General features: G+C 43.0%; 20 protein-coding genes. 17 read left to right on the top strand and 3 right to left on the bottom strand.

Annotated features, from left to right (window positions below; genetic code table 11):
* Positions 1-203: 203 nt before the first annotated feature.
* The gene (locus ACROAE_RS10560) at positions 204-2,105 is read left to right on the top strand and encodes an HD domain-containing phosphohydrolase (protein WP_432401491.1); all 1,902 of its coding nucleotides are present in this window, start codon (positions 204-206) and stop codon (positions 2,103-2,105) included.
* A gap of 108 nt (positions 2,106-2,213) precedes the next feature.
* Here ACROAE_RS10560 and dapD read toward each other — a convergent pair whose 3' ends face one another.
* From dapD to map, 3 genes are all read right to left on the bottom strand, one after another.
* Positions 2,214-3,038: a 2,3,4,5-tetrahydropyridine-2,6-dicarboxylate N-succinyltransferase gene (dapD, locus tag ACROAE_RS10555; RefSeq protein ID WP_160053895.1), complete on the bottom strand. Its 825-nt coding sequence runs from the start codon at positions 3,036-3,038 to the stop codon at positions 2,214-2,216.
* 61 nt (positions 3,039-3,099) lie between these two features.
* A complete protein-coding gene (gene glnD / locus ACROAE_RS10550) occupies positions 3,100-5,673 on the bottom strand; it encodes a bifunctional uridylyltransferase/uridylyl-removing protein GlnD (RefSeq protein WP_432401489.1) in 2,574 nt (857 codons plus the stop codon).
* Between the two features lie 18 nt (positions 5,674-5,691).
* The gene (map, locus tag ACROAE_RS10545) at positions 5,692-6,489 is read right to left on the bottom strand and encodes a type I methionyl aminopeptidase (protein ID WP_432401487.1); all 798 of its coding nucleotides are present in this window, start codon (positions 6,487-6,489) and stop codon (positions 5,692-5,694) included.
* A gap of 372 nt (positions 6,490-6,861) precedes the next feature.
* On the opposite strand from map, the gene rpsB reads away from it, so the two are divergent.
* The 16 genes from rpsB to dnaE all read left to right on the top strand — a co-directional run bounded on the left by rpsB (position 6,862) and on the right by dnaE (position 25,158).
* Entirely contained in the window at positions 6,862-7,590 is a 729-nt protein-coding gene (gene rpsB, locus ACROAE_RS10540) for a 30S ribosomal protein S2 (protein ID WP_432401485.1), read from the top strand.
* Between the two features lie 117 nt (positions 7,591-7,707).
* Positions 7,708-8,559, top strand: a complete 852-nt coding sequence (gene tsf, locus ACROAE_RS10535) for a translation elongation factor Ts (RefSeq protein WP_432401483.1) — start codon at positions 7,708-7,710, stop codon at positions 8,557-8,559.
* A gap of 68 nt (positions 8,560-8,627) precedes the next feature.
* Positions 8,628-9,365 carry a UMP kinase gene (gene pyrH, locus ACROAE_RS10530; RefSeq protein ID WP_432401481.1) on the top strand — a complete coding sequence of 246 codons (738 nt, stop codon included), beginning with the start codon at positions 8,628-8,630 and terminating at the stop codon, positions 9,363-9,365.
* Positions 9,366-9,499: 134 nt separating this feature from the next.
* Positions 9,500-10,042 carry a ribosome recycling factor gene (frr, locus tag ACROAE_RS10525; protein ID WP_432401560.1) on the top strand — a complete coding sequence of 181 codons (543 nt, stop codon included), beginning with the start codon at positions 9,500-9,502 and terminating at the stop codon, positions 10,040-10,042.
* Between the two features lie 81 nt (positions 10,043-10,123).
* The gene (gene uppS, locus ACROAE_RS10520; protein ID WP_432401479.1) at positions 10,124-10,948 is read left to right on the top strand and encodes a polyprenyl diphosphate synthase; all 825 of its coding nucleotides are present in this window, start codon (positions 10,124-10,126) and stop codon (positions 10,946-10,948) included.
* A 22-nt stretch (positions 10,949-10,970) separates the two neighbouring features.
* Positions 10,971-11,828 carry a phosphatidate cytidylyltransferase gene (locus tag ACROAE_RS10515; protein ID WP_432401477.1) on the top strand — a complete coding sequence of 286 codons (858 nt, stop codon included), beginning with the start codon at positions 10,971-10,973 and terminating at the stop codon, positions 11,826-11,828.
* Between the two features lie 5 nt (positions 11,829-11,833).
* On the top strand, positions 11,834-13,024 hold the full coding sequence (gene ispC, locus ACROAE_RS10510; RefSeq protein ID WP_432401558.1) for a 1-deoxy-D-xylulose-5-phosphate reductoisomerase: 1,191 nt from the start codon (positions 11,834-11,836) through the stop codon (positions 13,022-13,024).
* Positions 13,025-13,036: 12 nt separating this feature from the next.
* Positions 13,037-14,407, top strand: coding sequence for a sigma E protease regulator RseP (gene rseP, locus ACROAE_RS10505; protein WP_432401556.1), 1,371 nt, complete (start codon positions 13,037-13,039; stop codon positions 14,405-14,407).
* 31 nt (positions 14,408-14,438) lie between these two features.
* Positions 14,439-16,922, top strand: a complete 2,484-nt coding sequence (gene bamA, locus ACROAE_RS10500; RefSeq protein ID WP_432401475.1) for an outer membrane protein assembly factor BamA — start codon at positions 14,439-14,441, stop codon at positions 16,920-16,922.
* Between the two features lie 64 nt (positions 16,923-16,986).
* Entirely contained in the window at positions 16,987-17,484 is a 498-nt protein-coding gene (locus tag ACROAE_RS10495) for an OmpH family outer membrane protein (RefSeq protein WP_160053907.1), read from the top strand.
* Positions 17,485-17,489: 5 nt separating this feature from the next.
* Entirely contained in the window at positions 17,490-18,515 is a 1,026-nt protein-coding gene (gene lpxD, locus ACROAE_RS10490) for a UDP-3-O-(3-hydroxymyristoyl)glucosamine N-acyltransferase (RefSeq protein WP_432401473.1), read from the top strand.
* Positions 18,516-18,545: 30 nt separating this feature from the next.
* Positions 18,546-19,007: a 3-hydroxyacyl-ACP dehydratase FabZ gene (gene fabZ / locus ACROAE_RS10485; RefSeq protein ID WP_432401470.1), complete on the top strand. Its 462-nt coding sequence runs from the start codon at positions 18,546-18,548 to the stop codon at positions 19,005-19,007.
* The gene (gene lpxA, locus ACROAE_RS10480) at positions 19,004-19,774 is read left to right on the top strand and encodes an acyl-ACP--UDP-N-acetylglucosamine O-acyltransferase (protein WP_432401468.1); all 771 of its coding nucleotides are present in this window, start codon (positions 19,004-19,006) and stop codon (positions 19,772-19,774) included. The genes fabZ and lpxA overlap by 4 nt, the downstream gene beginning before the upstream one ends.
* Positions 19,775-19,782: 8 nt before the next feature.
* Positions 19,783-20,931: a lipid-A-disaccharide synthase gene (lpxB, locus tag ACROAE_RS10475; protein WP_432401466.1), complete on the top strand. Its 1,149-nt coding sequence runs from the start codon at positions 19,783-19,785 to the stop codon at positions 20,929-20,931.
* 5 nt (positions 20,932-20,936) lie between these two features.
* On the top strand, positions 20,937-21,578 hold the full coding sequence (rnhB, locus tag ACROAE_RS10470; protein WP_432401464.1) for a ribonuclease HII: 642 nt from the start codon (positions 20,937-20,939) through the stop codon (positions 21,576-21,578).
* A gap of 103 nt (positions 21,579-21,681) precedes the next feature.
* Positions 21,682-25,158 carry a DNA polymerase III subunit alpha gene (gene dnaE, locus ACROAE_RS10465; RefSeq protein WP_432401462.1) on the top strand — a complete coding sequence of 1,159 codons (3,477 nt, stop codon included), beginning with the start codon at positions 21,682-21,684 and terminating at the stop codon, positions 25,156-25,158.
* Position 25,159 lies beyond the last annotated feature (1 nt).

The raw sequence follows: 25,159 nt of genomic DNA, 5'->3' as shown, positions 1-25,159 counted from the left end.
CACTTATTAATGCAAATTGGTATTAAGCTCAGTTTTAGCACTACATTCGGCTTTAGTTATGCCGTATTACAGCCGATAGACTTCATGTGCTATGGTTAATCTATTGATTGAAATAAGATCAATTGTTCAAGTTTATTCGTAGATTAGTGTTTATCCAATCTTAAAATAGTCCTGTAATTTACTATTCTTTAATAGGGTGATCGATGTTACAAAAAGCTGATTTTTTTTTAAAGCCGTCTGAAGTCCCTAAAAGTGCAAAATTGTGCTGGGGGATTTTGAACGATCGTCTTGAGCTCATTAAGTTGAGTGAGCCGCTCTATAAATTAGCCAAAAAACCGATTTCAGCCATATTAAAGCAACCAATATTAAATGCTTTTCCGACGTTACCACTCGACGGTATTGATTTCAGTGAACGTCAAAACAGCCATGTGATTAATTTTGTCGATGAAAAAGGCCATGCCCTTCAAGCAAGGCTCACCGCCATAGAAGAAAGCGGCGAGCATTGGTGTATTTCAATTATTGAGATTGAATTGGATAAAGCCTGGCTAAATGAGCTTCATCCTGATTATCATCAAGCTATTCAGTCTAGTGATGACTGGCTTGAGCAAATCGAAGAAGTGATTAATGCGAGTGGCGATTTAGTCTTTGTTACGGCAATAAAACAAGGTTTATCATTAACTAAATCCAAAGTCGGTTATGTTCATCTTTTTAATGAAAAATCGAATCAAATAGTTAAAACGGCTTGGAATGATGAAGTCAGTGACTACTTTGCTATCCCTAAGCAACAAACATATAAAGCTGATTCTGGTGTTTGGGCCGAAACCATTAAAACCCGCAAACCTGTTATTCATAACGATTTAACCGATCTAATTGCCAATAAAAGCCAAAAAGACGGCTTTTTTGCCTTTAAAAACCACCTTTGTATTCCTATTCATTACCGTAAGAAGTTGGTTGGGATTATTGGCGTAGGTAATCGAGATAATCCTTATACCCAAGTTGATGCAAAATCATTAACCATTTTTGCTACCATTTTATGGCATAGCGTAGAGCTGCCTCGTACGATGAAAGCAGTGTCCCACCAATCGAGCATTATCAAAGCGCAAAAAGAGAAAATGACCTTAATATTGGTCCAATTGATTGGAGCAATATCGGAAGCGTTGGAGCTCAAAGATGCTTATACCGCAGGCCATCAAAAGTCAGTGGCGCAGTTAAGCTATTTAATGGGCGAAAAAATGGGCTTGTCGCCTGAGTGCCTTGAGGGGCTTAAATTGGGGGCGTTGATCCACGATATCGGCAAACTGGCATTACCCAGTCAAATTTTATCAAAACCATCACGGTTAACTGAAGCTGAGTTTGCCATGGTTAAAGAGCATCCTGAGCAAGGTGCATTGATCATTGATGAGGTGGAGTTTCCGTGGCCCATTAAACAAATGATTTTACAACACCATGAGCGCTTAGACGGCTCAGGTTACCCCAAAGGTCTCAAAGGCAAAGACATCATACTAGAAGCTAAAATTATTGCGGTAGCTGATATTGCCGATTCAATCTTAAGCCACAGACCTTATCGTCCTTCTTTAGGCATGGATGTATTAACACAAGAGTTAATGCGAGGTCGCGGTATACAATATGACGCAGGTGTTGTTGATGCTTGCTTAGAAATTTTAGCGGTAGAAGACTTTAAAGAAGAAGAGTATGTGTCGAGTTTAACATTGGCACCTGTCGTATTTTTAGAGGAATATCATACCTTAGAACACGCCGAAGCCATGATGAAAAAGGCTAAGATGGGGGTGGCAGTCGTGCTCTCAGAAAAAGAACGTAAGCCGATTGGTGTCGTCGATAATCAAATTTTAGCATTTTGGCACAGTCCATTCATTGATACCGCTGCAGAACGTGCGGCGGATAGAAGTTTACTTAATAAGCGTGCTCACCAAATTATGCAGCATAAGATGAATATGATTAGCGATCATACTATTTTAAATGATGCTAAATTAACCCTAGAAAAATCTAACGCGGCGTATCTTTTGGTGCAAAATGATAAAGAACAGGTGATTGGAATGCTAACATGGCAGATTTTAGCCAATGCGATCCTTAAAAAAACTCAGTAATACCATTCCTCGTTTATAAGTGAGCCATCACTTATTAACGCACAATGGAATAACAAAAAAGGCGCTTAGCGCCTTTTTTATTATTAATCTATTCACCGAGAAAGGTGATTAGTCAACGATACGCAGTAGCTCGTTAATACCTACTTTACCGCGAGTTTTGGCGTCCACTTTTTTAACGATAATGGCAGCATATAAACTGTATTTACCGCAAGCAGATGGCAAGTTGCCAGAGACCACAACAGAACCCGCTGGAACACGACCGTAATGCACTTCACCGGTTTCACGGTCAAAAATACGTGTGCTTTGGCCAATGTAAACGCCCATTGAGATAACGCTGCCTTCTTCAACAACAACACCTTCAACGATTTCGCTGCGTGCGCCAATAAAGCAGTTGTCTTCAATAATGGTTGGGCCGGCTTGTAATGGCTCTAATACACCGCCAATACCTACACCACCAGAGAGATGTACGTTTTTACCAATCTGTGCGCATGAGCCTACTGTAGCCCACGTATCAACCATGGTGCCTTCATCAACATATGCACCTAGGTTAACGTAAGATGGCATTAATACGGTGTTTTTACCGATAAATGAGCCTTTACGTACAGTTGCAGGTGGCACGACACGAATGCCTTCTGCTTTGAAACGAGCTTCGTCGTAATCAGCAAATTTTTGCGGTACTTTATCAAAGTATTTTGTGTCGCCACCGTCAATCACGCCATTATCAAAAATACGGAAAGACAGCAAAACTGCTTTTTTAAGCCATTGATGAACATGCCATTCACCGTCAATTTTCTCAGCAACACGTGCTTCGCCTTTGTCTAGCATGTTGATTACAGTTTCAACATCTGCACGTACACTTGCGTCGACACTCGAAGGTGAAATGTCTTGGCGAGTTTCGAATGCAGCTTCAATGCGTTGGCGTAAAGCCTCCATTGTTTTCTCCCAGTAGGTAATGATTAGCTCAAAATTAGCATAAACATTGAGTTTTAAAAAATTAGTTAGTGGATTTCAGTGCCAATATAAGTGCATCTGATAGTTGTCGTTGTTGCTGCTCGTCTAATGCCGCACCACTTTGGGTCTGCAAAATAAAGAAATCCTCTGCGCGTTCGCCAATCGTGGTAATTTTGGCCGCTAATAAGGTGACGTCACAGCGATAAAAAGTGTCGCCGACCTTGGCTAACAGGCCTGGCGTGTCCAAGGTGATTAATTCCATCATACTTGTACCATGGCGAGCACTGGGTAAGAAACTCACATGAGTGGCAACATTAAAAGGTTTCATGATCCGCGCCAGTTTTCTGAACTTTGGTAGCTTCGGATTTTCACTGGCTAAGGCTTTCTCAAGTGCTTTACGAATACTTTGAATGCGCGATAACTGCAAAATGGGCTCGCCATCTTGTTCTAAAATAACAAAGGTGTCGAGCGCATAGTTGTCTTTTGACGTCATAATGTTGGCGTCATGGACGTTGATATTTTTATTGTCTAATACGGTCATTACCGTCGCGAACAATTTAGGCTTGTCTTTACTGTAAATAAACAGTTCTGTGCCGCCTCGCGTGGTGTGTTTAGACATTAATACCAATGGTTCGTCGCGATTGTGTTTTAGAATGGCTTCGGCGTGCCAAGCGACTTGATTGGGTTGATGGCGTATAAAGTAGTCAGACTTAAAACGTGACCACAAGGTGTCCATGTCTTTTTCTTTTATGCCACGTCTTATTAATTCTTTCTTTGCTTTAGCTTGTATTTCTTTTACACGCGCTTTGACATCAACAGGCTTTTCTTTGCCGCGCGCTAATACGCGTTGAGTCGAGAAGTACAGATCGCGCAGTAATGAACCTTTCCAGTTATTCCAGGTTTTTTCATTTGTGGCACAAATGTCTGCGACGGTAAGGCAATATAAATAACTGAGATGAATCGCATCGCGCACTTTTTCTGCAAATTCGGCAACCACTTCAGGATCGGAAATATCACGGCGTTGCGCGGTCACCGACATGACTAAATGGTTTTCAACTAACCACGCGACTAATCGACCATCATGATCGTTCATGCCATGTAACTTGCAAAAATCGATGGCATCTTTTGAACCTAATTTACTGTGATCGCCGCCTCGACCTTTGGCAATATCATGAAATATTGCCCCTAGCACCAATAAGCCTTTTTTCGGTAACTGATTAATCAAAATCGCGCCTAAAGGAAATTCATCTTTTTGCTCGGATTGTGAGAAACGCTCTATATTGAGTAATAATCGGTGAGTGTGTTCATCAACGGTATAAGCATGGAATAAGTCAAACTGCATTTGACCTTCAATTTTGCGCCAGGCGGGTAAATATGAAGATAAAATACCGTGTTTGTGCATAAACGATAATGCTTCAATACCCCGAGGGTGCTTAAGAATTTCCATGAGCACTTTGCGACAAGCGGGATTATCTTGTAACGGCGCGGTGAGTCCTCGACGAGCATTGCGCAATAAGCGTAGTGTCGGTGCGTAAATATCCTGAATATTAGAGTTTTTGGCTATCATTAAAAATAAGCGCAAAATTTCTTCATTAGCGCGAGTAAATAAGTCATCGTCTAATACTTCGATGTACCGTCCACGACGTTGAAACATGCTATTTATCGGCTGAATCTCTAAAGCTTGCGTATGCCCAAGTGTGGCGCGTTTAAATAGCTGTAACAGCATTTGATTGAGCTCCATCACTCGGCGAACCGTGCGATAGTAGCGTTTCATCATTTGTTCAACGGCCAGTTGAGTCGCGTCCTCATAGCCGAGTAAGCTAGCAATTTGACGCTGTAAATCAAACAGTAGTCTGTTTTCATTGCGATTAGCTGTGATGTGCAGGGCGAAGCGAATTTCCCACAAAAAGTTTTGACACTCTAGCAACTCTTCAAGCTCTGCTGGCGCAAGAAAGTCATGCTCAACGAGTTCTTCTAATGTTGCTGCATCAAAGTGGCGCATAGCAACCCATGCGATGGTTTGAATATCGCGCAGTCCACCTGGGCAGGTTTTAATATTGGGTTCTAAATCGAAGGCGCTGGCTTTGCTGTGCCGGTTGGTCTGTTCATCTTTTTTTGCGTTATAAAAATCATAAGATGGCCAAAAATCATCCTGGCGGATATGGTCATAAAGCAGATCAAATAAATATTCATTACCGGTTAGCAGCCTTGCCTCTATAAGATTAGTGGCAATGGTAATATCCGCTTTACCTTGTTCAATGGTTTGCGCGATGGTGCGAACACTGTGGCCAATTTCAAGCCCTGTATCCCAAAGGTAGGTAATGAACTGGCTGAGTTGGCTTTCTAATTCAGTTGAAAGTGGCTCATTGTTAACTAAAAACAGTAAATCGATGTCTGAATGGGGATGCAGTTCACCGCGGCCATAGCCACCTACCGCAACCAAGGCAAGTGCGTCAGAATTTAACGCAAAGTCTTGCCATGCCTGGGTTAATAAGGAATCAACAAATTGACTGCGATGTTTAACAATATCAGCAATGGGATCTTTTGCTGTGTATTGCTCAACTAAGCGCTGGTTTAAGTCTATTAATGCATTTTTGGCGGCCAGCGCAGTATTCATTGATAACCTTATTTATTTTTAGTGGTTAATGATACGAGGGAAATCTTCCTCTTCGCGTAAAGTTAACACTTCTACGCCGGTTTCTGTTACCAATAAGGTGTGTTCCCACTGAGCAGAATTTTTACCATCGGAGGTGGTGACGGTCCAATTATCATTTTTATCCAGTACTGTCGTGTGACGACCGGCGTTGATCATTGGCTCGATAGTAAAACACATACCAGGCTTTAGAGTGGTTTTATCATTATTTTTGTAATGAACTACCTGTGGCTCTTCATGAAAGCCAGAACCAATTCCATGTCCACAATAATCTTGCACGATAGAATACTTATCAAGCCCTGTTTTGCTGGTTTTGATGAATTTTTCAATGGTTGTGCCAATTTCGCCTAATTTTAAACCAGGGCGAACCTTACGAATGGCCAAATATAAGCTTTCTTGGGCGATTCGGCTTAAGCGTTTGTCTTTTGCTGACACTTCACCGATTAAAAACATTTTAGAGGTGTCGCCATGATAACCGTCTAAAATGACAGTAATATCAAGGTTAATCATATCGCCTTCTTTTAACACATAACCAGAAGGGATACCGTGGCAAACCACTGCATTTACTGAAGTGCAAATAGACTTTGGAAAACCATGATAATTAAGCGGGGCAGAAATTGCGCCTTGCTCTTCGGTGTATTTTGCACAAATGTCGTTTAGCTCATCGGTGGTGACGCCTGCCTTTACAAAAGGAGCAACCATTTCTAATACTTGAGCAGCTAACTTACCTGCTGCACGCATTTTTGCTATTTCGTCTGCATTTTTAATCACAATACTCATGAAAACTCTCTATCATTTGACGGTCAAAATTGGCTGGTTTTATCCAATGATTTTATGGCAAAAATTTGTATTTAGTTGCCGATTATGGTATAAAGCGCGCCGTTGTGTATAAGATCGTTGTTGTACGGTTCGAGTTAACTCGATGTCGGTTAATGTTATTAAACGCTTATTTATAGGCATTTTAAACAAATCATCACAAAGAGTTCGGCAAACCGTAAAATATGGCGGCTATTATACATGGCAATTAACTTAAATACTAAATCACACACGTATCGACACATTTTTCGGGGTGCTTTCTAATTCATATCGAATTAAGAGGGTCGAAAACATGGGATGCGTGGAGGTCTAACCCCTTACATTAAGGTATATACAATGACTACTGTTTCAATGCGCGACATGCTACAAGCTGGTGTTCACTTCGGTCACCAAACACGTTACTGGAACCCAAAGATGAAGCCTTTCATCTTCGGCGCTCGTAACGGTGTACACATCATCAACCTTGAGCACACTGTACCAATGTTCAACGAAGCTTTAGCTTTCATTAGCAACATCGCTTCTAAGAAAGGTAAAGTATTATTTGTTGGTACCAAGCGCGCTGCTGGCGAAGCTATCAAAGAATCTGCAATTTCTTGTGACCAGTACTATGTTGATCACCGCTGGTTAGGCGGTATGTTAACAAACTGGAAAACTGTTCGTCAGTCAATCAAGCGTCTTAAAGAGCTAGAAAGCCAGTCTGTAGACGGTACTTTCGACAAGCTTACTAAGAAAGAAGCGCTAATGCGTTCACGCGAATTAGACAAGTTAGAAAAGTCTTTAGGCGGAATCAAGAACATGGGCGGCTTACCTGACGTATTATTCGTTATCGGTGCTGACCATGAGCATATCGCTATTAAAGAAGCAAACAACCTAGGTATCCCAGTTGTTGCAGTTGTTGATACTAACTCTGCACCAGACGGTGTTAACTACATCGTTCCTGGTAACGACGACGCGATGCGTGCTATTCGTTTGTACACTTCATCTGTTGCTGCTGCTGCCAACTCTGGCCGTGGTCAAGATTTAGCTGTTCAAGCTGAGCAAGACGGTTTCGTAGAAGCTGTTTAATAAGGCGTGATGGTTACCATCTCCCTTATTTGCCAATAAGATAATTGGTGAACAGGGGCCTTTTGGCCCCTGTTTTATAAATGCAATATTAGACGAATTAAATTAGAGGATTTAACAATGGCAATTACTGCTGCCCAAGTTAAAGAACTTCGTGACCGCACTGGCGCTGGCATGATGGACTGTAAGAATGCACTGACTGAAACTGACGGTGACATCGAACTAGCGATTGATAACATGCGCAAAAGCGGCGCTGCGAAGGCTGCTAAAAAAGCAGGTAACATCGCTGCTGACGGTACAATTCTAATCAAGAACGGCGATGGTTTCGCTGCACTTTTAGAAGTTAACTGTCAAACTGACTTCGTTGCAAAAGACTCAAACTTCCTAGGATTTGCTAACGCAGTACTAGATGTTGCTGCTGCATCAAAAGTCACTATTGAAGATCTTAAAGCACAGTTTGAAGAAACTCGTGTTGCGCTAGTGACTAAAATCGGTGAAAACATCAACGTTCGTCGCGTTGAGTACATCGACGGTGCTAACTTAGCATCTTACCGTCACGGCGACCGTATCGGTGTTGTTGTTGCGGGCGAAGCTGACGAAGAAACCTTAAAGCACATCGCAATGCACGTTGCTGCTTCTAAGCCAGAATTCGTAAACCCTGACGATGTGCCTGCTGAACTTGTAGAAAGAGAGCAAGCGCTTCAAATCGAAATCGCGATGAATGAAGGCAAGCCTGCTGAAATCGCTGAGAAGATGGTTGTAGGTCGTATGAAGAAGTTTACTGGTGAGATCTCTCTTACTGGTCAAGCTTATATCATGGAACCTAAGAAAACTGTTGGCGAAGTTCTTAAAGAGAAAAAAGCAACAGTGACTAACTTCATTCGTTTAGAAGTTGGCGAAGGTATCGAGAAGAAGGCAGAAGATTTTGCTGCTGAAGTAGCAGCGCAAATCGCTGCAACTAAAAAAGCGTAATCGCTTTTCTCTAAGTACCCTAAGACCGCAGCAACCGCTGCGGTCTTGTTATAATTAGGACGAAAATTATGAGCACCAATCCAAAACCAGCGTTTAGACGTATTCTGCTTAAATTAAGCGGTGAAGCTTTAATGGGTGAAGAAGGCTTCGGCATTGACCCAAAAGTACTTGATCGTATGGCACAAGAAGTAAAAGAGCTTGTTGAACTCGGCATTCAAGTTGGTGTGGTTATTGGTGGTGGTAATCTGTTCCGTGGAGAAGGCTTAGCAAAAGCTGGCATGAACCGCGTGGTGGGCGATCACATGGGTATGTTAGCAACCGTAATGAATGGTTTAGCCATGCGTGATGCGTTGCACCGTGCATATGTTAATGCTCGTCTTATGTCTGCCATTCCGCTTAAAGGCGTGTGTGACGATTACACCTGGACAGAAGCCATTAGCTTATTAAAATCTGGCCGCGTAGTGATTTTTGCTGCTGGTACAGGCAACCCATTTTGCACAACAGATTCTGCGGCTTGTTTGCGCGGTATCGAAATTGAAGCTGAAGTGGTACTTAAAGGGACAAAAGTAGATGGCGTTTACTCTGCTGACCCAATGAAAGATCCTGAAGCGGTTAAATATGATACGTTAACCTACGCTGAAGTCCTTGAATCAGAATTAAAAGTAATGGACCTTGCAGCATTTACAATGGCGCGTGATCATAATATGCCTATTTTAGTGTTCAATATGAACAAGCCTGGCGCGCTTCGTCGCGTGATTATGGGCGAACAAGAAGGGACTGTTATTAGCAGTAAACTACCTGCTTAATCACAGAAGTAAAAAATAGTGACACCAAATAAATTAACTGTTTGAGCTGTTTTATTGCTTGTGTCATTCTTAGACTAAAGCTCAGGCACACATGAATTTGTGACAAAAAGGAAATTATTGTGATTGATACAATTATGTTAGATGCGCAAGAGCGCATGGGCAAGTGCGTAGATGCAACTAAAAATCAAATGGCTAAGGTTCGTACCGGCCGTGCACACCCAAGTTTATTAGATTCTATTCAGGTTTCTTATTACGGTTCTATGGCACCACTTAAGCAAGTCGCTAACGTCGGTGTTGAAGATTCTCGTACATTAACGGTAACCGTTTTTGACCGTACTATGGTACAAGCCGTTGAGAAAGCGATTATGAGCTCTGATCTAGGTTTAAACCCTATGACAGCCGGTGCAACGTTGCGTATTCCATTACCATCATTAACCGAAGAGCGTCGTAAAGATTTCATTAAAGTGGTAAAAAACGAAGCGGAAAATGGCCGTATTGCCATTCGTAACGTTCGCCGTGATGCGATCAGTGAAGTTAAGAAGCTTGAGAAAGCTAAAGAATGTACTGAAGATGATGTGCGCCGCAGTGAAGACGAGGTGCAAAAGCAAACAGATTCATACATCAAAAATATCGATACCATTTTAGCGGCTAAAGAAAAAGAGTTGATGGAAGTATAATCTCTCAACTTAGACGCTAGAGTTAACACGCCGTGTAAGGGTATACTACACGGCGTTTGTTTTTATAAAGGATTGCCGTAGATGTCATCTACAGTTGAGTTTGAATCAGACCCTAATGCAGATCCGGAGGCTATGACTTCGCCATTACTGCCGGGACAATTATCTGATGTAGTTAAACAATCTCTGCCAAAGCATGTTGCAATTATCATGGATGGTAATGGTCGCTGGGCACAATTGCAGGGTAAAGCCCGTGTGTTTGGCCATAAAGCCGGTGTTAAAGCCGTTCGTCGTGCCGTTAGCACCGCAAGTCAGTTAGGGATTGAATCGTTAACGCTGTTCGCGTTTTCGAGTGAAAATTGGCGCCGACCTGATAAAGAAGTCAGTTTGTTAATGGAACTGTTTTTTACTGTGTTGCAGCGCGAGCTAAAATTGCTCGACAAAAATCAAGTAAGACTCAATATTATTGGCGATACCAGTCGCTTTTCAGCGCGTTTGCAAAAGCAAATTGCAGCAGCTCAAGAAAAAACGATGGCCAATACCGGGTTAATATTGAATGTAGCGGCTAACTACGGTGGCCGTTGGGATATCTTGCAAGCTGCACAAAAATTAGCCGAAAAGGTCGCAACTGGCGAAATCAACAGCAGTCAGATGACCGAAGATGCCCTAAATGAACATTTGTGCATGCAAAATCAGAGCGAAGTTGATTTAATGATCCGTACTGGCGGTGATTACCGCATTAGTAATTTTGTGTTATGGCAGGCTGCATATGCCGAATTGGTGTTTACTGACACCTTGTGGCCTGACTTTGATGAGCAAGCATTTCGAGATGCGCTTGCCATTTTTGCCAGTCGGCAGCGTCGTTTTGGTTTGACTGGGAGTCAAATCGAACAGATACGCGCAATATAAAAAATATTAAGAGGATTAGTTTTTGCTAAAACAACGAATAATAACAGCATTGTGGTTAATCCCAATTGTACTCGGGGCAATTTTTTTACTACCAGCAAACTTCTTTGCTTGGGTATTGGTGCCAGTTTTTTTGATTGCAGCCAAAGAGTGGGGCAGTTTCATTGACCCTCAGTGCAATGCAACTCAATGGTCTTTTACCGCAACATTAGGTTTTTTGCTGATAGCCCTTAATTTGACCGTGCCAGTGGATGTTTTGTGGTTTAAAGGCCAACTACACCCAATGTACCTGGCAATCATTAGTATTGGTGTGTTTTGGTGGATTGTTAGCAGTATATTAGTGTTTAGCTTTCCTAAAAGTGCTAAGTTTTGGAAAACCAGCCCAATGTTAAAGTCTATGTTTGGACAACTAACATTAGTGCCGTGTTTTGCTTCATTGATTGCGCTTAAGTCATTAAGCAATAATGTTGACCCTTATTATGGCGGCGCCTTAGTGTTTTTGGTGATGCTGGTCGTTTGGGCCACCGATACCGGAGCTTACTTTGCGGGTCGTAAATTAGGTAAACATAAGTTGATGCCTAGCGTTAGCCCTGCCAAGACCTTAGAAGGCTTAGCAGGTGGTTTGTTAACCACAATGATAGTCGTTGCAGGCGTAATGTATGTCGCACCAGAACAAGAACTTGGCTTGTTGGTTGTCGTGACGTTAGTCACTGCGTTAGCTTCAGCATTTGGTGATTTATCTGAAAGCATGTTTAAGCGTGCTGCCAACATCAAAGACTCGGGCACTATTTTACCAGGCCATGGTGGCATTTTAGATCGTATCGATAGCTTAACGGCCGCATTACCTGTGTTTACCTTTATCTATATTGCGATGTGGATGTAATGTCGATGCAAAATATGGTGATACTAGGAGCGACAGGCTCCATCGGGGCAAGCACTCTGAGCGTGATAGCAAATAATCCTGCCGAGTTCCATGTCTATGGCTTAGTTGCCAATGCCAGTGTTGATAAAATGCTAGCCCTATGTGTTAAGTATCAACCGCAATATGCTCATATGGTTAATGAGGCCGCTGCTATGCAGCTTAAAGCTCAGTTGCCTTCACATAGTATTACCCAAGTGACAACCGGTGCTGAGGCGCTGCATGCGTTAGTGACTGACAGTAAAACAGATACCGTGATGGCTGCCATTGTTGGTGCGGCTGGATTAGTGCCGACCTTTGATGCTGTTAAAGCTGGTAAGCGTGTATTGTTGGCCAACAAAGAAGCGTTGGTGATGTCTGGCGAATTATTTATGAACACCGCTAAGGCTTCAGGTGCAACAGTGCTGCCTGTCGACAGCGAGCATAACGCTATATTTCAATGTTTACCTCAGCAAGTACAAGACCAACTCGGTTACTGCGATCTTAATGGCAATGGTATTTCGCATATTTTGCTAACAGGATCGGGTGGACCTTTTCTAAATACCGATTTAACCACCTTGAGCACCATGACACCGGCTCAGGCATGTAATCACCCTAATTGGTCTATGGGACCTAAAATTTCGGTCGATTCCGCTACCATGATGAATAAAGGCTTAGAGTTTATCGAGGCTCGCTGGTTGTTTAACACTCAAAAAGATCAGCTGAAAGTGGTTATTCATCCTCAGAGTGTGATTCACTCCATGGTGCAATATCGAGATGGTTCAGTGATTGCACAGATGGGAAATCCCGATATGCGCACTCCAATTGCTCATTGTATGAGCTATCCGCAAAGAATTCATGCAGGTGTTGAACCTTTGGACTTTTTCAAAGTCGGACAATTAAGCTTTTGTGAACCTGACTTTAGCCGTTTTCCTTGCTTACGTCTGGCGATGCAAGCTTGCGAACAAGGTCAAGAGTCAACGACAGTATTAAATGCGGCTAACGAAATTGCCGTCGATTCATTTTTAAAAGGTCAGATCCGTTTTACCGATATTGCTGATGTTAATCATCATTGTTTAGACTCAGTGCAACAAACACGCTTAGCCAGTATTGAAGATATTTTGCAGCTTGATGAGCAAGCGCGCAAAACGGCTAAATCGGTTATTAACGCACTTAATTAATTCAGGGAAATGATGATAGATTTTTTTTGGAGCCTTGGTTCATTTATCGTGGCATTGGGCATTTTAATTACCGCCCATGAATACGGTCATTTTTGGGTTGCCCGTCGTTGCGGTGTCAAAGTAGAACGTTTCTCTATTGGCTTTGGCAAAGCGATTTGGCGCAAAGTGGGCCAAGACGGTACCGAGTATGTGGTCGCGATGATCCCATTGGGCGGTTATGTCAAAATGCTCGATGAGCGTGTAGAAGACGTACCAGCAGAATTGGTTGATCAAGCATTTAACCGCAAATCAGTATGGCAACGTATCGCGATTGTGTCAGCAGGCCCAATTGCCAATTTTATTTTTGCCATACTTGCCTTGTATATTATGTACTTGATAGGCACACCATCGCTTAAGCCTGTTATCGATAGCACTAAATTAGACAGCCAAGCAGGGATTATTAATGTGGTTGAACCGCAACAGATTCTCGCGGTATCAGGGCAAAAAGTTCGCACCTGGGAAGAAGTGAATTTAGCGTTAGTGGGGCATATTGGTGATGCAAGCATTGAATTAACCTTAGCGCCCCTTGCCACATTGTCTGGCATGGATATGCCAACGAAAACAGTGACACTAGATACTCGCGCCTGGGTTTTTGACCCAGAAAAAATGTCGCCTATTACTTCGTTAGGTTTAGGGATATTTCGCCCAGGGATTGACCCTACCATTGCTTTAGTGTCGGCTGAGAGTGCTGCAGAACAAGCAGGGATAAGAGTCGGTGATAAATTATCATCAATTAATGGCAATCCTTACAGTGATTGGAAAGACTTTGTCGATGTGGTACAAACATCGGCAGACAAATCAATAAGCATGACATTGGTGCGAGACGGCCAAGTGATCAATGTTGATGTAACACCTAAAGCTCAGCAAAACCCAGATGGCAAAACCATTGGTATTGTTGGCATTAGCCCTACTCAAGCACCTTGGCCTGACAATATGCGCTTTGATCTTGAGTATGGCATAGTAGATTCTTTTATCGCAGCGACTGACAAAACATGGCAACTCGTTGTTGTTAGTTTCAAGATGATTGGAAAATTATTTACCGGCGATGTGTCGGTGAAAAACTTAAGTGGTCCTATCTCGATTGCACAAGGCGCAGGCGCCAGTGCAAGTTACGGTTTAGTGTACTTTCTTGGGTTTATCGCGCTCATCAGCGTTAACTTAGGCATCATTAATTTAATGCCTTTGCCAGTGCTTGATGGTGGACACTTGCTGTATTACTTTGTTGAAGTGATTACTGGTAAGCCTGTACCCGAAAAGGTGCAGGAAATAGGTTTCAGGTTTGGCGCAGCATTGCTGCTAATGTTGATGGGTGTCGCCCTATTCAACGATTTTGCCCGACTCTGAGCAAGGACAGACTAATAATTAGAAGTGCTCTATGAGATTGAATAAAATTTTTGCCTCGATGTTATTCGTCGGCGCGTCTTTTTCAGGGAATGGTTGGGCAGAGTCTTTCCAACCTTTTGAAGTGACCGACATTCAAGTAGAAGGTCTGCAACGAGTTGCTCTCGGTGCGGCGCTATTAAACTTACCTGTGAAAATAGGTGACACAATAGATGAAGTTAAATTACAGCAAGCAATTAAGAGCCTATATGGTTCAACTAATTTTGAAAACATCAGTATCAGTCATGAAAATGGCATATTGTATGTGGCCGTAAAAGAACGTCCAACCATCAGCGTTATCTCGTTTGAAGGTAACAAAGACATTAAAGACGAGCAGTTACAAGAAAGTCTTGATGGTTCTGGTGTGAAATCTGGCGAGTCGTTAGATAAAACCATGTTGTCAGGCATTGAAAAAGGCTTGCAAGATTTCTATTACGGCGTGGGTAAGTACGGTGCCAAAGTTGAAGCGCAAATTATTAACTTACCGCGTAACCGTGTTGAGCTTAAGTTTAAGTTTACCGAAGGTTTAGCGGCAGAAATTCGTCAAATAAACGTGGTAGGTAACACGGTATTTACTGACTCAGAGCTTATCAGCATGCTCGAGCTTAAAGACTATGTTGCATGGTGGGATTTATTCGGTGAGCGTCGCTATCAAAAGCAGAAGTTACAGGCCGATTTAGAAACCATTAAGACCTATTATCACAACCAAGGCTATATCCGCTTTGAAGTGACTTCAACGCAAGTTGCGATGACGCCAGACCGTAAAGGTTTGTACATCACAATCAACGTTAAAGAAGGCGAGAAATACAAAGTTAAAGAAGTTAACTTAGTCGGCGACTTAATGGGCCGCGAAGAGTTAATGACTTCAATTTTGCCAATTAAAGCGGGCAATATGTACAACGGTGCGGATGTGACATTCACCGAAGAAATGTACAGCAAATATTTAGGCCGCTTTGGTTATGCTTACCCAGAAGTGAAAACTTATCCTGAAATTGATGATGAAAACAAAGAAGTTGTATTAAACATCAATATTAAACCAGGTAAGCGTGTGTATGTTCGCTCCATCAATTTCACAGGTAACACTGTGACTAAAGATGAAGTCATGCGCCGTGAGTTACGTCAAATGGAAGGGGCTTGGTTAAACTCATCACAAATTGAGCAATCTAAAACTCGTCTTAACCGCCTAGGTTACTTCGAAACGGTAGAAACTGAGACGATTCAAGTGCCTGGCAGTGACGATCTTGTCGATGTAGCCGTTACAGTTAAAGAGCAGCCATCTGGCTCGTTCAACGCAGGTGTGGGATATGGTACTGAATCAGGCGTAAGCTTGCAGTTTGGGGTTGAACAAAATAACTTCCTTGGTACAGGTAACCAAGCTGGTTTCAGTGTCAATACTAACAAGTATTCAAAAAGTGCGAACTTGTCTTATACCGACCCATACTTTACTAAAGATGGCGTGAGTTTAGGTGGCAGTGTTTACTGGAATGAGTTTGACGCGAACCAGGCTAACCTTGAACGTTATAAGAATAAATCTTATGGCTTAGCGCTTAACTCTGGTTTCCCGATTAACGAATCTAACCGTTTAAATGGCGGTATTGGTTATCGTCATAACACGATTTCAGAAATTTCGTCTTATGAACAAGCTGTGCGTTTTTACAATATTTACCGTGAAAACGATGAAGTTGATGCTGATTTAAGTTTTGATAACTTTGAATTAACTGCGGGTTGGTACCGCAGCACGCTCAACCGTGGCACGTTCCCAACAGACGGTTCATCTCAGCGCTTAAGTGGTAAAATGACAGTGCCAGGGTCGGATTTACAATATTTCAAAACCGATTTTGACACTAACTACTATTTACCGTTAACTCGTCAGCATGGATTTGTGTTGTTAGCTCGCGCCCATTTAGGTTACGCGAACGGTTATGGCAGTTTTAAAGATAATGATCAAATTCTACCGTTTTGGGAAAATTACTACTCAGGTGGTTCAAGCTCATTACGTGGCTTTAAGTCTAACTCCGTAGGACCTCGTTCATTTTACTTATATCGTGGTAGTGAAGCCTGTTCACCAGATCCATCTGGAGAGGGTTGTAACTTGCCTGGCAACCTAGATACACTTTATGTGAGTGATGGAAACTCTATCGGCGGTAATGCTATTGCAACGGCGAGTATAGAAGTGATTGTGCCTACACCATTCTTAGATGAAGCTTACACAAACTCGGTACGTACCAGCTTCTTCTTAGACGCCGGTAACGTATGGGATACTGAGTTTGATTACGATGGCTATCGTTATTTGCCAGCCGATCAATTCTCGCAGTTAAGTGATTATAGTGACCCTGAACGTATTCGTGCGTCATGGGGTATGAGCGTACAGTGGCTATCACCAATGGGTCCGATGGTGTTTAGTTTAGCTTGGCCGATAAAAGAATATGAAGACGATGAAACAGAGATTTTCTCGTTCAATATTGGCAAAACGTTCTAAAACAAATACACTCGGCAGGTTTTGCTGATAACAACAAATTTAACAGGAGTCTACTTTGAAAAAGATGGTAAATCGCGCACTAGTAACATTGGCATTAATCGCTACGCCTATGCTCGCTCACGCAGAAAAAATTGCAGTAGTTGACATGGGTGAAGTGTTTGAGCAGTTGCCACAGCGCGAACAAATTTCTAAATCATTAAAAGCTGAGTTTGGTGATCGTGTTGCTGAAGTTCAAAAAATGCAGGAAGAAATGCGTTCTTTGGTAGAAAAGCAACAACGTGACGGCGCATTAATGAGCGACACACAAAAAACTGAACTAGTACGTAAAATGGATTCTTTAAAATCTGAATTCCAATTAAAAGGCAAAGCATTAGATGAAGACATGCGTCGTCGTCAAGGTGAAGAGCAAAATAAACTATTAGTTCAAGTTCAAAAAGCCATTAATACCATTGCTGGTAAAGAAAATTACGACCTAGTGCTACAACGTGGCGCGGTAATTTTTGTTAAGCCAGAAGCTGATATCAGCGGTAAAGTGGTTGAAGCCTTAAGCAAAGGCAAATAAGTAATATGCAAAAAGTGACTTTAAAAGAGCTTGGCCAGCAATTGGGGGCAACGGTTAAAGGCGATGCAACAGTGGAAATCACCAGTGTTGCGACTCTTGAAGATGCGGTCCAAGGCCAACTCTCTTTTTTAGCCAATAGTAAGTACCGTGCTCAGCTTGAGGCAACTCAAGCTAGCGCGGTATTGCTAAGCGAAAAAGAAGCAGAGTTATATCAGGGCAATGCGTTAATTATTAGCGACCCTTATGTGGCATTTGCTCGAGTAGCGCAGTTATTGGATACCACGCCTAAGCAAGTGTTAGGCATTAACCCATCAGCTCAAATTGACCCGTCAGCCATCATAGGTACTGATGCAGCAATTGGGGCTAATGTGGTTATTGGTGCGCGGGCAATTCTAGGTGAGAACGTCCAAATTGGACCTGGCTGTGTTATCGGTGAAGACAGCATTATTGGTTCAGATTCTCGTCTCTGGGCTAACGTTACTGTGTATCATGATGTGCACATCGGACAACATTGTCTTGTGCAATCAGGTACAGTAATTGGTTCAGATGGTTTTGGTTACGCTAATGAGCGCGGAACCTGGGTTAAGATCCCTCAAACTGGCGGAGTTCGTATTGGCAATCGGGTCGAAATTGGTGCCTGTACCAGTATCGATCGCGGCGCGTTATCTCATACTGAAATTCATGATGGTGTGATTATAGATAACCAAATTCAAATTGCTCATAACGTGATTGTTGGTCAAAATACTGCTATTGCAGGTAGCACGACAATTGCGGGTAGTACCGAGATTGGTAAATACTGTATTATCGGCGGTAATACTGCCATTGCAGGCCATTTAAGTATTGCTGATGGTGTCCATGTTTCAGGTGGCACTAATGTAACCAGTATTATCCGTGAGAAAGGCGTGTATTCTTCTGCGACGGTTGCAATGGAAAACAAGCTATGGCGTCGAAACACTGTTCGTTTCCGTCAATTAGATGAATTATTTAATCGAGTAAAACACCTCGAGAAAAGCACCAAAGGCGAAGAATAAACCCATTCAGCCTTGATTAAGGAATGTAGTGTGTCAAACCAATTAAACACCATGGATATTAAAGAGATCCTTAAATATCTACCTCATAGATATCCATTTTTGTTGATCGATCGTGTATTGGATTTTACCGTAGGCGAGCAATTGCATGCGATTAAAAACGTCACGATTAATGAGCCTTTCTTCCAAGGTCATTTCCCAATACAACCGGTTATGCCTGGTGTATTAATTTTAGAAGCAATGGCACAAGCTACCGGTTTACTTGCTTTTAAAACCATGAGTACAGAGCCTTCTCCTGACGTATTGTATTATTTTGCAGGTATCGATAAAGCGCGTTTTAAACGTGTTGTTGAGCCGGGTGACCAAATACATTTCCACGTTAAAATGATTAAAGAACGCCGTGGTATTGGTGTGTTTGTTGGTGAAGCTCGTGTTGATGGTGAACTGGTTTGTTCTGCCGAAATCATGTGCGCACGTAGAGAGATTAAAAAGTGATAGATAAATTAGCGTTTGTTCATCCCAGTGCCAAAATTGGTCAAAATGTCACGATTGGCCCTTGGACGTATATTGGCGAAAATGTTGAGATTGGCGACGACACATGGATTAGTTCACATGTTGTGGTTAAAGGTCCAACTGTTATTGGCAAAGGTAACCGGATTTTCCAGTTCGCTTCAGTCGGTGAAGAATGCCAAGATAAAAAATATGCTGGCGAACAAACTCGCTTAATTATCGGCGACAATAATATTATCCGTGAGTCTGTCACCATTCATCGTGGTACGACGCAAGACAATCACGAAACTCGCATTGGGTCTAACTGTTTATTTATGGCCTATGTTCATATTGCTCACGACTGTGTTGTGGGAAACAATGTGATTATGGCTAACAATGCGTCAATCGCTGGCCATGTGCATGTAGGCGATTGGGTTATCCTTGGCGGCATGACTGGCGTACATCAATTTGTTCGCATTGGTAATCATGCATTTACTGCTGGGGCGTCACTAATTTTACAAGATGTTCCTCCATTTGTAATGGCTGCAGGTTCTCCTGCTGCACCACGTGGCTTAAACCTTGAAGGCTTAAAGCGCCGTGGCTTTACCAAAGAAAGCCAGCGAGCGATTTTAAATGCTTACAAAGCGGTATTCCGTAAGAGCTTAACCATTGAAGAAGCGAACGCAGAAGTCAGTGAATTGGCTGACAAAGATGACAATGTAAAAGCATTTATGGAATTCATTAACCAACCTGGTCGCGGCATTATTCGATAGAAGAAATGATGACTCAACGTTCTCAAAAAGTATTTGCCATTGTCGCCGGAGAAATCTCCGGCGATATTTTAGGTGCCGGCTTAGTAAAGTCGCTTAAGCAACGCCATCCAGATGCCCGTTTTATTGGTATTGGTGGTCCTCGTATGCAAGCCCTCGGGTTTGAAAGTCTTTTTTCCATGGAAGAACTTTCAGTCATGGGGCTTGTAGAGGTGTTATCGCGTTTACCAAGACTGCTTCATATCCGTTCAAGCTTGATAAAGCAAATAACCGAACTTGCACCAGATTGCTTTATCGGTATTGATGCACCTGATTTTAATATTGGCCTTGAGCTTAAGTTAAAAGCCAAAGGCATTAAAACGGTTCATTATGTCAGTCCATCCGTGTGGGCGTGGCGTCCAAAGCGTATCTTTAAAATAGCGAAAGCCACTAATATGGTGTTATCGCTATTGCCATTCGAAAAAGCCTTTTACGATAAGCATCAAGTCCCATGTACGTTTGTTGGCCATACCTTGGCTGACGATATTCCGATGCAAAGCGACAAATTAGCCGCACGTGCAGAGTTAGGTTTAGATGCTGCAGCAGAATACCTCGCAGTATTGCCCGGTTCTCGTGGTGGCGAATTAGCGCAACTGGCTGAACCTTTTGTTAAAGCGGCCTTGCTCGTTAAACAAGCCTATCCTGACATTAAGTTTGTGACGCCAATGGTGAATGAGGCGCGTAAGCAACAATTCAATGACGCGTTACAACAGTATGCACCTGATTTAGAAATTCATATTGTTGATGGTCACTCGCGTGAAGTCATGGCAGCAGCCGACTGTATTTTATTAGCATCAGGCACAGCTACATTAGAGGCCATGCTAGTTAAGCGTCCTATGGTAGTGGCCTATCGCGTCAGTCCAATCACGTATGCGATTGCGATCCGTATGATGCAAATAAAGAATTACTCATTACCTAATTTATTGGCAAATGAAACTATTGTGCCAGAGTTGATGCAAGCGAATTGCCAGCCGCAATTAATTGCAGATGCTGTGATTAACCAGCTTAACCAAGATTTTACGCCGCTTAATGCCCGATTCGAGCAATTGCATCAGCTACTTAAATGCAATGCCAGCGAGCGAGCAGCCGACGCTGTCGACGCACTACTGACAACAGGATAACCCTAATGATAACGCTTGATACTGTACCGGTAGTGATTAAAAATATCACCCCAGAACAAGTTGATTTGATATCGCAAGGAAGGGTTGCCGGTGTTGATGAAGTCGGCCGTGGGCCGTTAGTGGGCGATGTGGTCACCGCGGCGGTGATTTTAGATCCGACCAAGCCTATTATCGGATTAAACGATTCTAAAAAACTCAGCGAAAAGCGTCGCAATGCCTTATATCAAGAGATTATGACAAATGCGCTCAGTGTTAGCGTCGGCAGAGCCAGCCCTGCAGAAATCGATGAATTGAATATTTTGCATGCCACGATGTTAGCCATGCAGCGAGCGGTCGCAGGGTTGAGCATCAAACCACAACGTGTGCTGGTTGATGGTAACCGTGTGCCTGATTTTGGTATTGCCAGCCATGCCGTGATTAAAGGTGATGGTTTAGTTGCTGCAATAAGCGCAGCTTCTATTATTGCTAAAGTGACCCGCGATGCTGAAATGGAAACCTTAGATAATCAATATCCTCAGTATGGTTTTGCTAAGCATAAAGGCTATCCCACCAAGGCGCATTTTGAAGCCTTAGCCTTACATGGCGTCTTAGCTGAACATCGTAAAAGTTTTAAACCCGTTGCTGAACGTATGTTGCTTCAAGACTAATAATCATTCCCTAGTTTTCATTGGCGAAACTAGGGAATTTTGATAGTCTAAATCCCGCTTTTTCGTGTTGTTTCATTCATCTTTTTCGAAGAATAATTAATCTATGTCCGATCCTCGTTTTGTTCATTTACGCGTCCACAGTGATTATTCAATGTCTGATGGCGTTGCTAAAGTTAAACCTATTATTGCTGCTGCTGAAAGTCAGGGCATGGCTGCAATAGCATTAACCGATCAAAACAACTTTTGTGGTCTAGTTAAATTTTATGGTGCTTGTAACGGTGCAGGGATTAAACCCATTATTGGCGCCGATTTTTGGGTGCAAACACCGGGTTTTGAAAAAGAGTTTTGTGCGTTAACGATTATTGCCATGGACAACGAAGGTTATCAAAACCTGACCCAGCTCATCAGTGAAGCCTACTTACGTGGCCAAGTTAATGGTCGGGTAGTGATCGATCAAGACTGGCTGGTGAAGTTTAATCGTGGCTTAATTATTATCTCTGGTGCTAAAGATGGCGATGTGGGTAAAGCCTTATTAAAGGGTAACCAAAACCAGGTCGACTCACTGATTGAATTTTATCAACAGCATTTTGCAGACCGCTATTATCTTGAGCTTATTCGAACCGGTCGAGCTCATGAAGAACGCTATTTACACATGGCGGTTGAGCTCGCATCAGAAAAAGATTTGCCTGTTGTTGCCACCAATCAAGTGGTGTTTTTAAAGCAAGATGATTTTGAAGCACATGAAATCCGCGTAGCCATTCACGATGGTTTTACTTTGGTTGATCCTCGCCGTCCTAAAACCTACAGTGACCAACAATACCTGCGCACAGAAGATGAAATGATCGCACTGTTTGCCGACATTCCGTCAGCCATTCAAAACAGTGTTGAAATAGCGAAACGCTGTAATGTCACCATTCGCTTAAATGAATACTTTTTACCGAATTTCCCGACCGGCGACTTATCCATTGAAGACTTCTTGGTTAACGTGTCACAAAAAGGCTTAGAAGAGCGTCTCGAATTTTTATTCCCAGACCCACAAGTTCGTGCCGAAAAACGCGGCGAATATGACGAACGCCTCGAAATTGAACTTAAAGTGATTAACCAAATGGGGTTCCCTGGTTACTTCCTTATTGTGATGGAGTTTATTCAATGGGGTAAAGACCAAGGCATTCCCGTTGGTCCAGGTCGTGGTTCTGGTGCGGGGTCATTAGTGGCATACGCACTTAAAATTACCGATTTAGACCCACTAGAATACGATTTACTGTTCGAGCGATTCTTGAACCCAGAACGTGTATCGATGCCCGACTTTGACGTCGACTTTTGTATGGACCGACGTGACGAGGTAATTGATCACGTTGCCGACCTGTATGGCCGCGAAGCGGTATCCCAGATTATTACCTTTGGTACCATGGCGGCAAAAGCGGTTGTGCGCGATGTAGGCCGCGTATTAGGTCATCCGTACGGCTTTGTTGAGCGCTTAACCAAGATGATCCCGGCAGAGCCTGGGATGACATTGGCAAAAGCCTTTGAGGTTGAACCTGCGCTGCCAGAAGCCTATGCCGGTGATGAAGATGTAAAAGAACTTATCGACATGTGTCGTCGCCTAGAAGGCGTAACCCGTAACGCGGGTAAGCATGCCGGTGGTGTGGTTATCGCACCGACTCGAATTACCGATTTTGCGCCTTTATATTGCGATGCAGAAGGCTTAAACCCCGTTACTCAGTTTGATAAAAATGACGTAGAAACTGCAGGTTTGGTTAAGTTCGACTTCTTGGGCTTACGTACCTTAACCATTATTGACTGGGCATTGCAGATGATCAATCCGCGCCAAGTCAAAGAAGGCAAAGAGCCAGTTCGCATAGAATCCATTCCACTTGCCGATCCCGCTTGTTTTAGATTACTGCAACGTTACGAAACCACCGCGGTATTCCAGCTTGAATCTCGCGGTATGAAAGACCTGATTAAACGTCTACAGCCTGACTGCTTTGAAGACATGATTGCACTTGTGGCTCTTTTCCGCCCAGGTCCTTTGCAGTCAGGCATGGTTGATAACTTTATCGAACGTAAGCACGGCCGTGAGGAAGTGTCATACCCCGATGCTGAATATCAGCATGAATCGCTAAGAGAATTATTGTCACCGACCTACGGCATTATCTTGTATCAAGAGCAGGTCATGCAGATTGCTCAGGTATTGTCGGGTTACACCCTAGGCGGCGCGGATATGCTCCGTCGTGCAATGGGTAAGAAAAAGCCAGAAGAAATGGCCAAGCAGCGCGGTACCTTTAAAGAGGGCGCGATCAATAACGGTGTCGACGGCGAACTGTCGATGAAAATTTTCGACTTGGTTGAAAAGTTTGCCGGTTACGGTTTTAACAAATCGCATTCAGCAGCTTATGCACTGGTGTCGTACCAAACATTGTGGCTTAAAACCCATTTCCCGTCGCAATTCATGGCAGCGGTAATGTCTGCCGACATGGACAACACCGACAAAATCGTCACCTTAGTTGATGAGTGTGAGCGCATGGGCTTGCCGTTAATTCCGCCCGACGTAAACAAAGGCTTATTCAAGTTTACGGTCGATGACGATCTTAATATTGTTTACGGTATCGGCGCGATTAAAGGCGTGGGCGAAGGCCCAGTCGATTCTATTTTAGCCGCCCGTAAAGACGGTCCATTTACCGACTTGTTCGATTTCTGTGCCCGTGTCGATTTAAAAAAGCTCAACAAACGCGTCATTGAAAAACTCATTTTAGCTGGGGCACTAGACACCCTAGGCCCGCATCGTGCCTCCATGATGGCGACCTTGCCCCAAGCCATTAGCGCCGCAGCGCAACATGCTAAAGCCGAAGCAATTGGTCAAAATGATATGTTTGGTTTACTCAATAGTGAGCCAGAAGACAGTAAGCAAAACTTTATTCAATGTACCCCATGGCCAGACAAAATTTGGCTAGAAGGCGAGCGTGAAACCTTAGGCTTGTATTTAACTGGACACCCCATTAACCAGTATTTAAAAGAGCTTAAGCAATACACCAATGGTCGATTAAAAGACATTCACCCAACTGAGCGCGGTAAAACCGTTAAAGCGGCTGGGTTAGTGGTGGCAACCCGAGTGATGATCACCAAGCGTGGTTCAAAAATGGGCTTAGTCACGTTAGACGATAAAAGCGCGCGTTTAGAAATTATGTTATTTACCGAGCCGTTTGAAAAATTTGGTCATTTGCTTGAAAAAGATCGTATTCTCATTTGTGAAGGCGATGTCAGTTTTGATGACTTCTCTGGCGGTAATCGCATGAACGCCCGTAATGTTATCGAAATTGGCGAAGCTCGCAGTCACTTTGCTCGCGCAGTTGAAATTAATGTTCAAGGCAATGATGTTACCCCCGAATGGCTGGAAACGTTTGAGCAAACCTTAACGCCATGGCGTAATGGCGCAGTACCAGTGGTGATTAATTATGTTAAACCAGAAGCCAGCGGCAGAATTACCTTAGGCGATGAATGGCGGGTAAACCCAAGTGATGAGCTTATGTTATCGCTTGAAAGTATGCTTGGGTCTAATAACGTCAAAATCACCTTTAATTAGG

This window comes from Shewanella sp. MF05960, assembly GCF_050849305.1.
Taxonomy (GTDB): domain Bacteria; phylum Pseudomonadota; class Gammaproteobacteria; order Enterobacterales; family Shewanellaceae; genus Shewanella.
The sequence above is the reverse complement of the archived record's forward strand: the minus strand, read 5'-3'. Positions and strand labels throughout refer to the sequence as shown.

Coding starts and splice junctions, on each gene's coding strand:
- ACROAE_RS10560 (WP_432401491.1), top strand. CDS start 204: ATGTTACAAAAAGCTGATTTTTTTTTAAAGCCGTCTGAAGTCCCTAAA.
- dapD (WP_160053895.1), bottom strand. CDS start 3,038: ATGGAGGCTTTACGCCAACGCATTGAAGCTGCATTCGAAACTCGCCAA.
- glnD (WP_432401489.1), bottom strand. CDS start 5,673: ATGAATACTGCGCTGGCCGCCAAAAATGCATTAATAGACTTAAACCAG.
- map (WP_432401487.1), bottom strand. CDS start 6,489: ATGAGTATTGTGATTAAAAATGCAGACGAAATAGCAAAAATGCGTGCA.
- rpsB (WP_432401485.1), top strand. CDS start 6,862: ATGACTACTGTTTCAATGCGCGACATGCTACAAGCTGGTGTTCACTTC.
- tsf (WP_432401483.1), top strand. CDS start 7,708: ATGGCAATTACTGCTGCCCAAGTTAAAGAACTTCGTGACCGCACTGGC.
- pyrH (WP_432401481.1), top strand. CDS start 8,628: ATGAGCACCAATCCAAAACCAGCGTTTAGACGTATTCTGCTTAAATTA.
- frr (WP_432401560.1), top strand. CDS start 9,500: ATGTTAGATGCGCAAGAGCGCATGGGCAAGTGCGTAGATGCAACTAAA.
- uppS (WP_432401479.1), top strand. CDS start 10,124: ATGTCATCTACAGTTGAGTTTGAATCAGACCCTAATGCAGATCCGGAG.
- ispC (WP_432401558.1), top strand. CDS start 11,834: ATGCAAAATATGGTGATACTAGGAGCGACAGGCTCCATCGGGGCAAGC.
- rseP (WP_432401556.1), top strand. CDS start 13,037: ATGATAGATTTTTTTTGGAGCCTTGGTTCATTTATCGTGGCATTGGGC.
- bamA (WP_432401475.1), top strand. CDS start 14,439: ATGAGATTGAATAAAATTTTTGCCTCGATGTTATTCGTCGGCGCGTCT.
- ACROAE_RS10495 (WP_160053907.1), top strand. CDS start 16,987: ATGGTAAATCGCGCACTAGTAACATTGGCATTAATCGCTACGCCTATG.
- lpxD (WP_432401473.1), top strand. CDS start 17,490: ATGCAAAAAGTGACTTTAAAAGAGCTTGGCCAGCAATTGGGGGCAACG.
- lpxB (WP_432401466.1), top strand. CDS start 19,783: ATGACTCAACGTTCTCAAAAAGTATTTGCCATTGTCGCCGGAGAAATC.
- rnhB (WP_432401464.1), top strand. CDS start 20,937: ATGATAACGCTTGATACTGTACCGGTAGTGATTAAAAATATCACCCCA.
- dnaE (WP_432401462.1), top strand. CDS start 21,682: ATGTCCGATCCTCGTTTTGTTCATTTACGCGTCCACAGTGATTATTCA.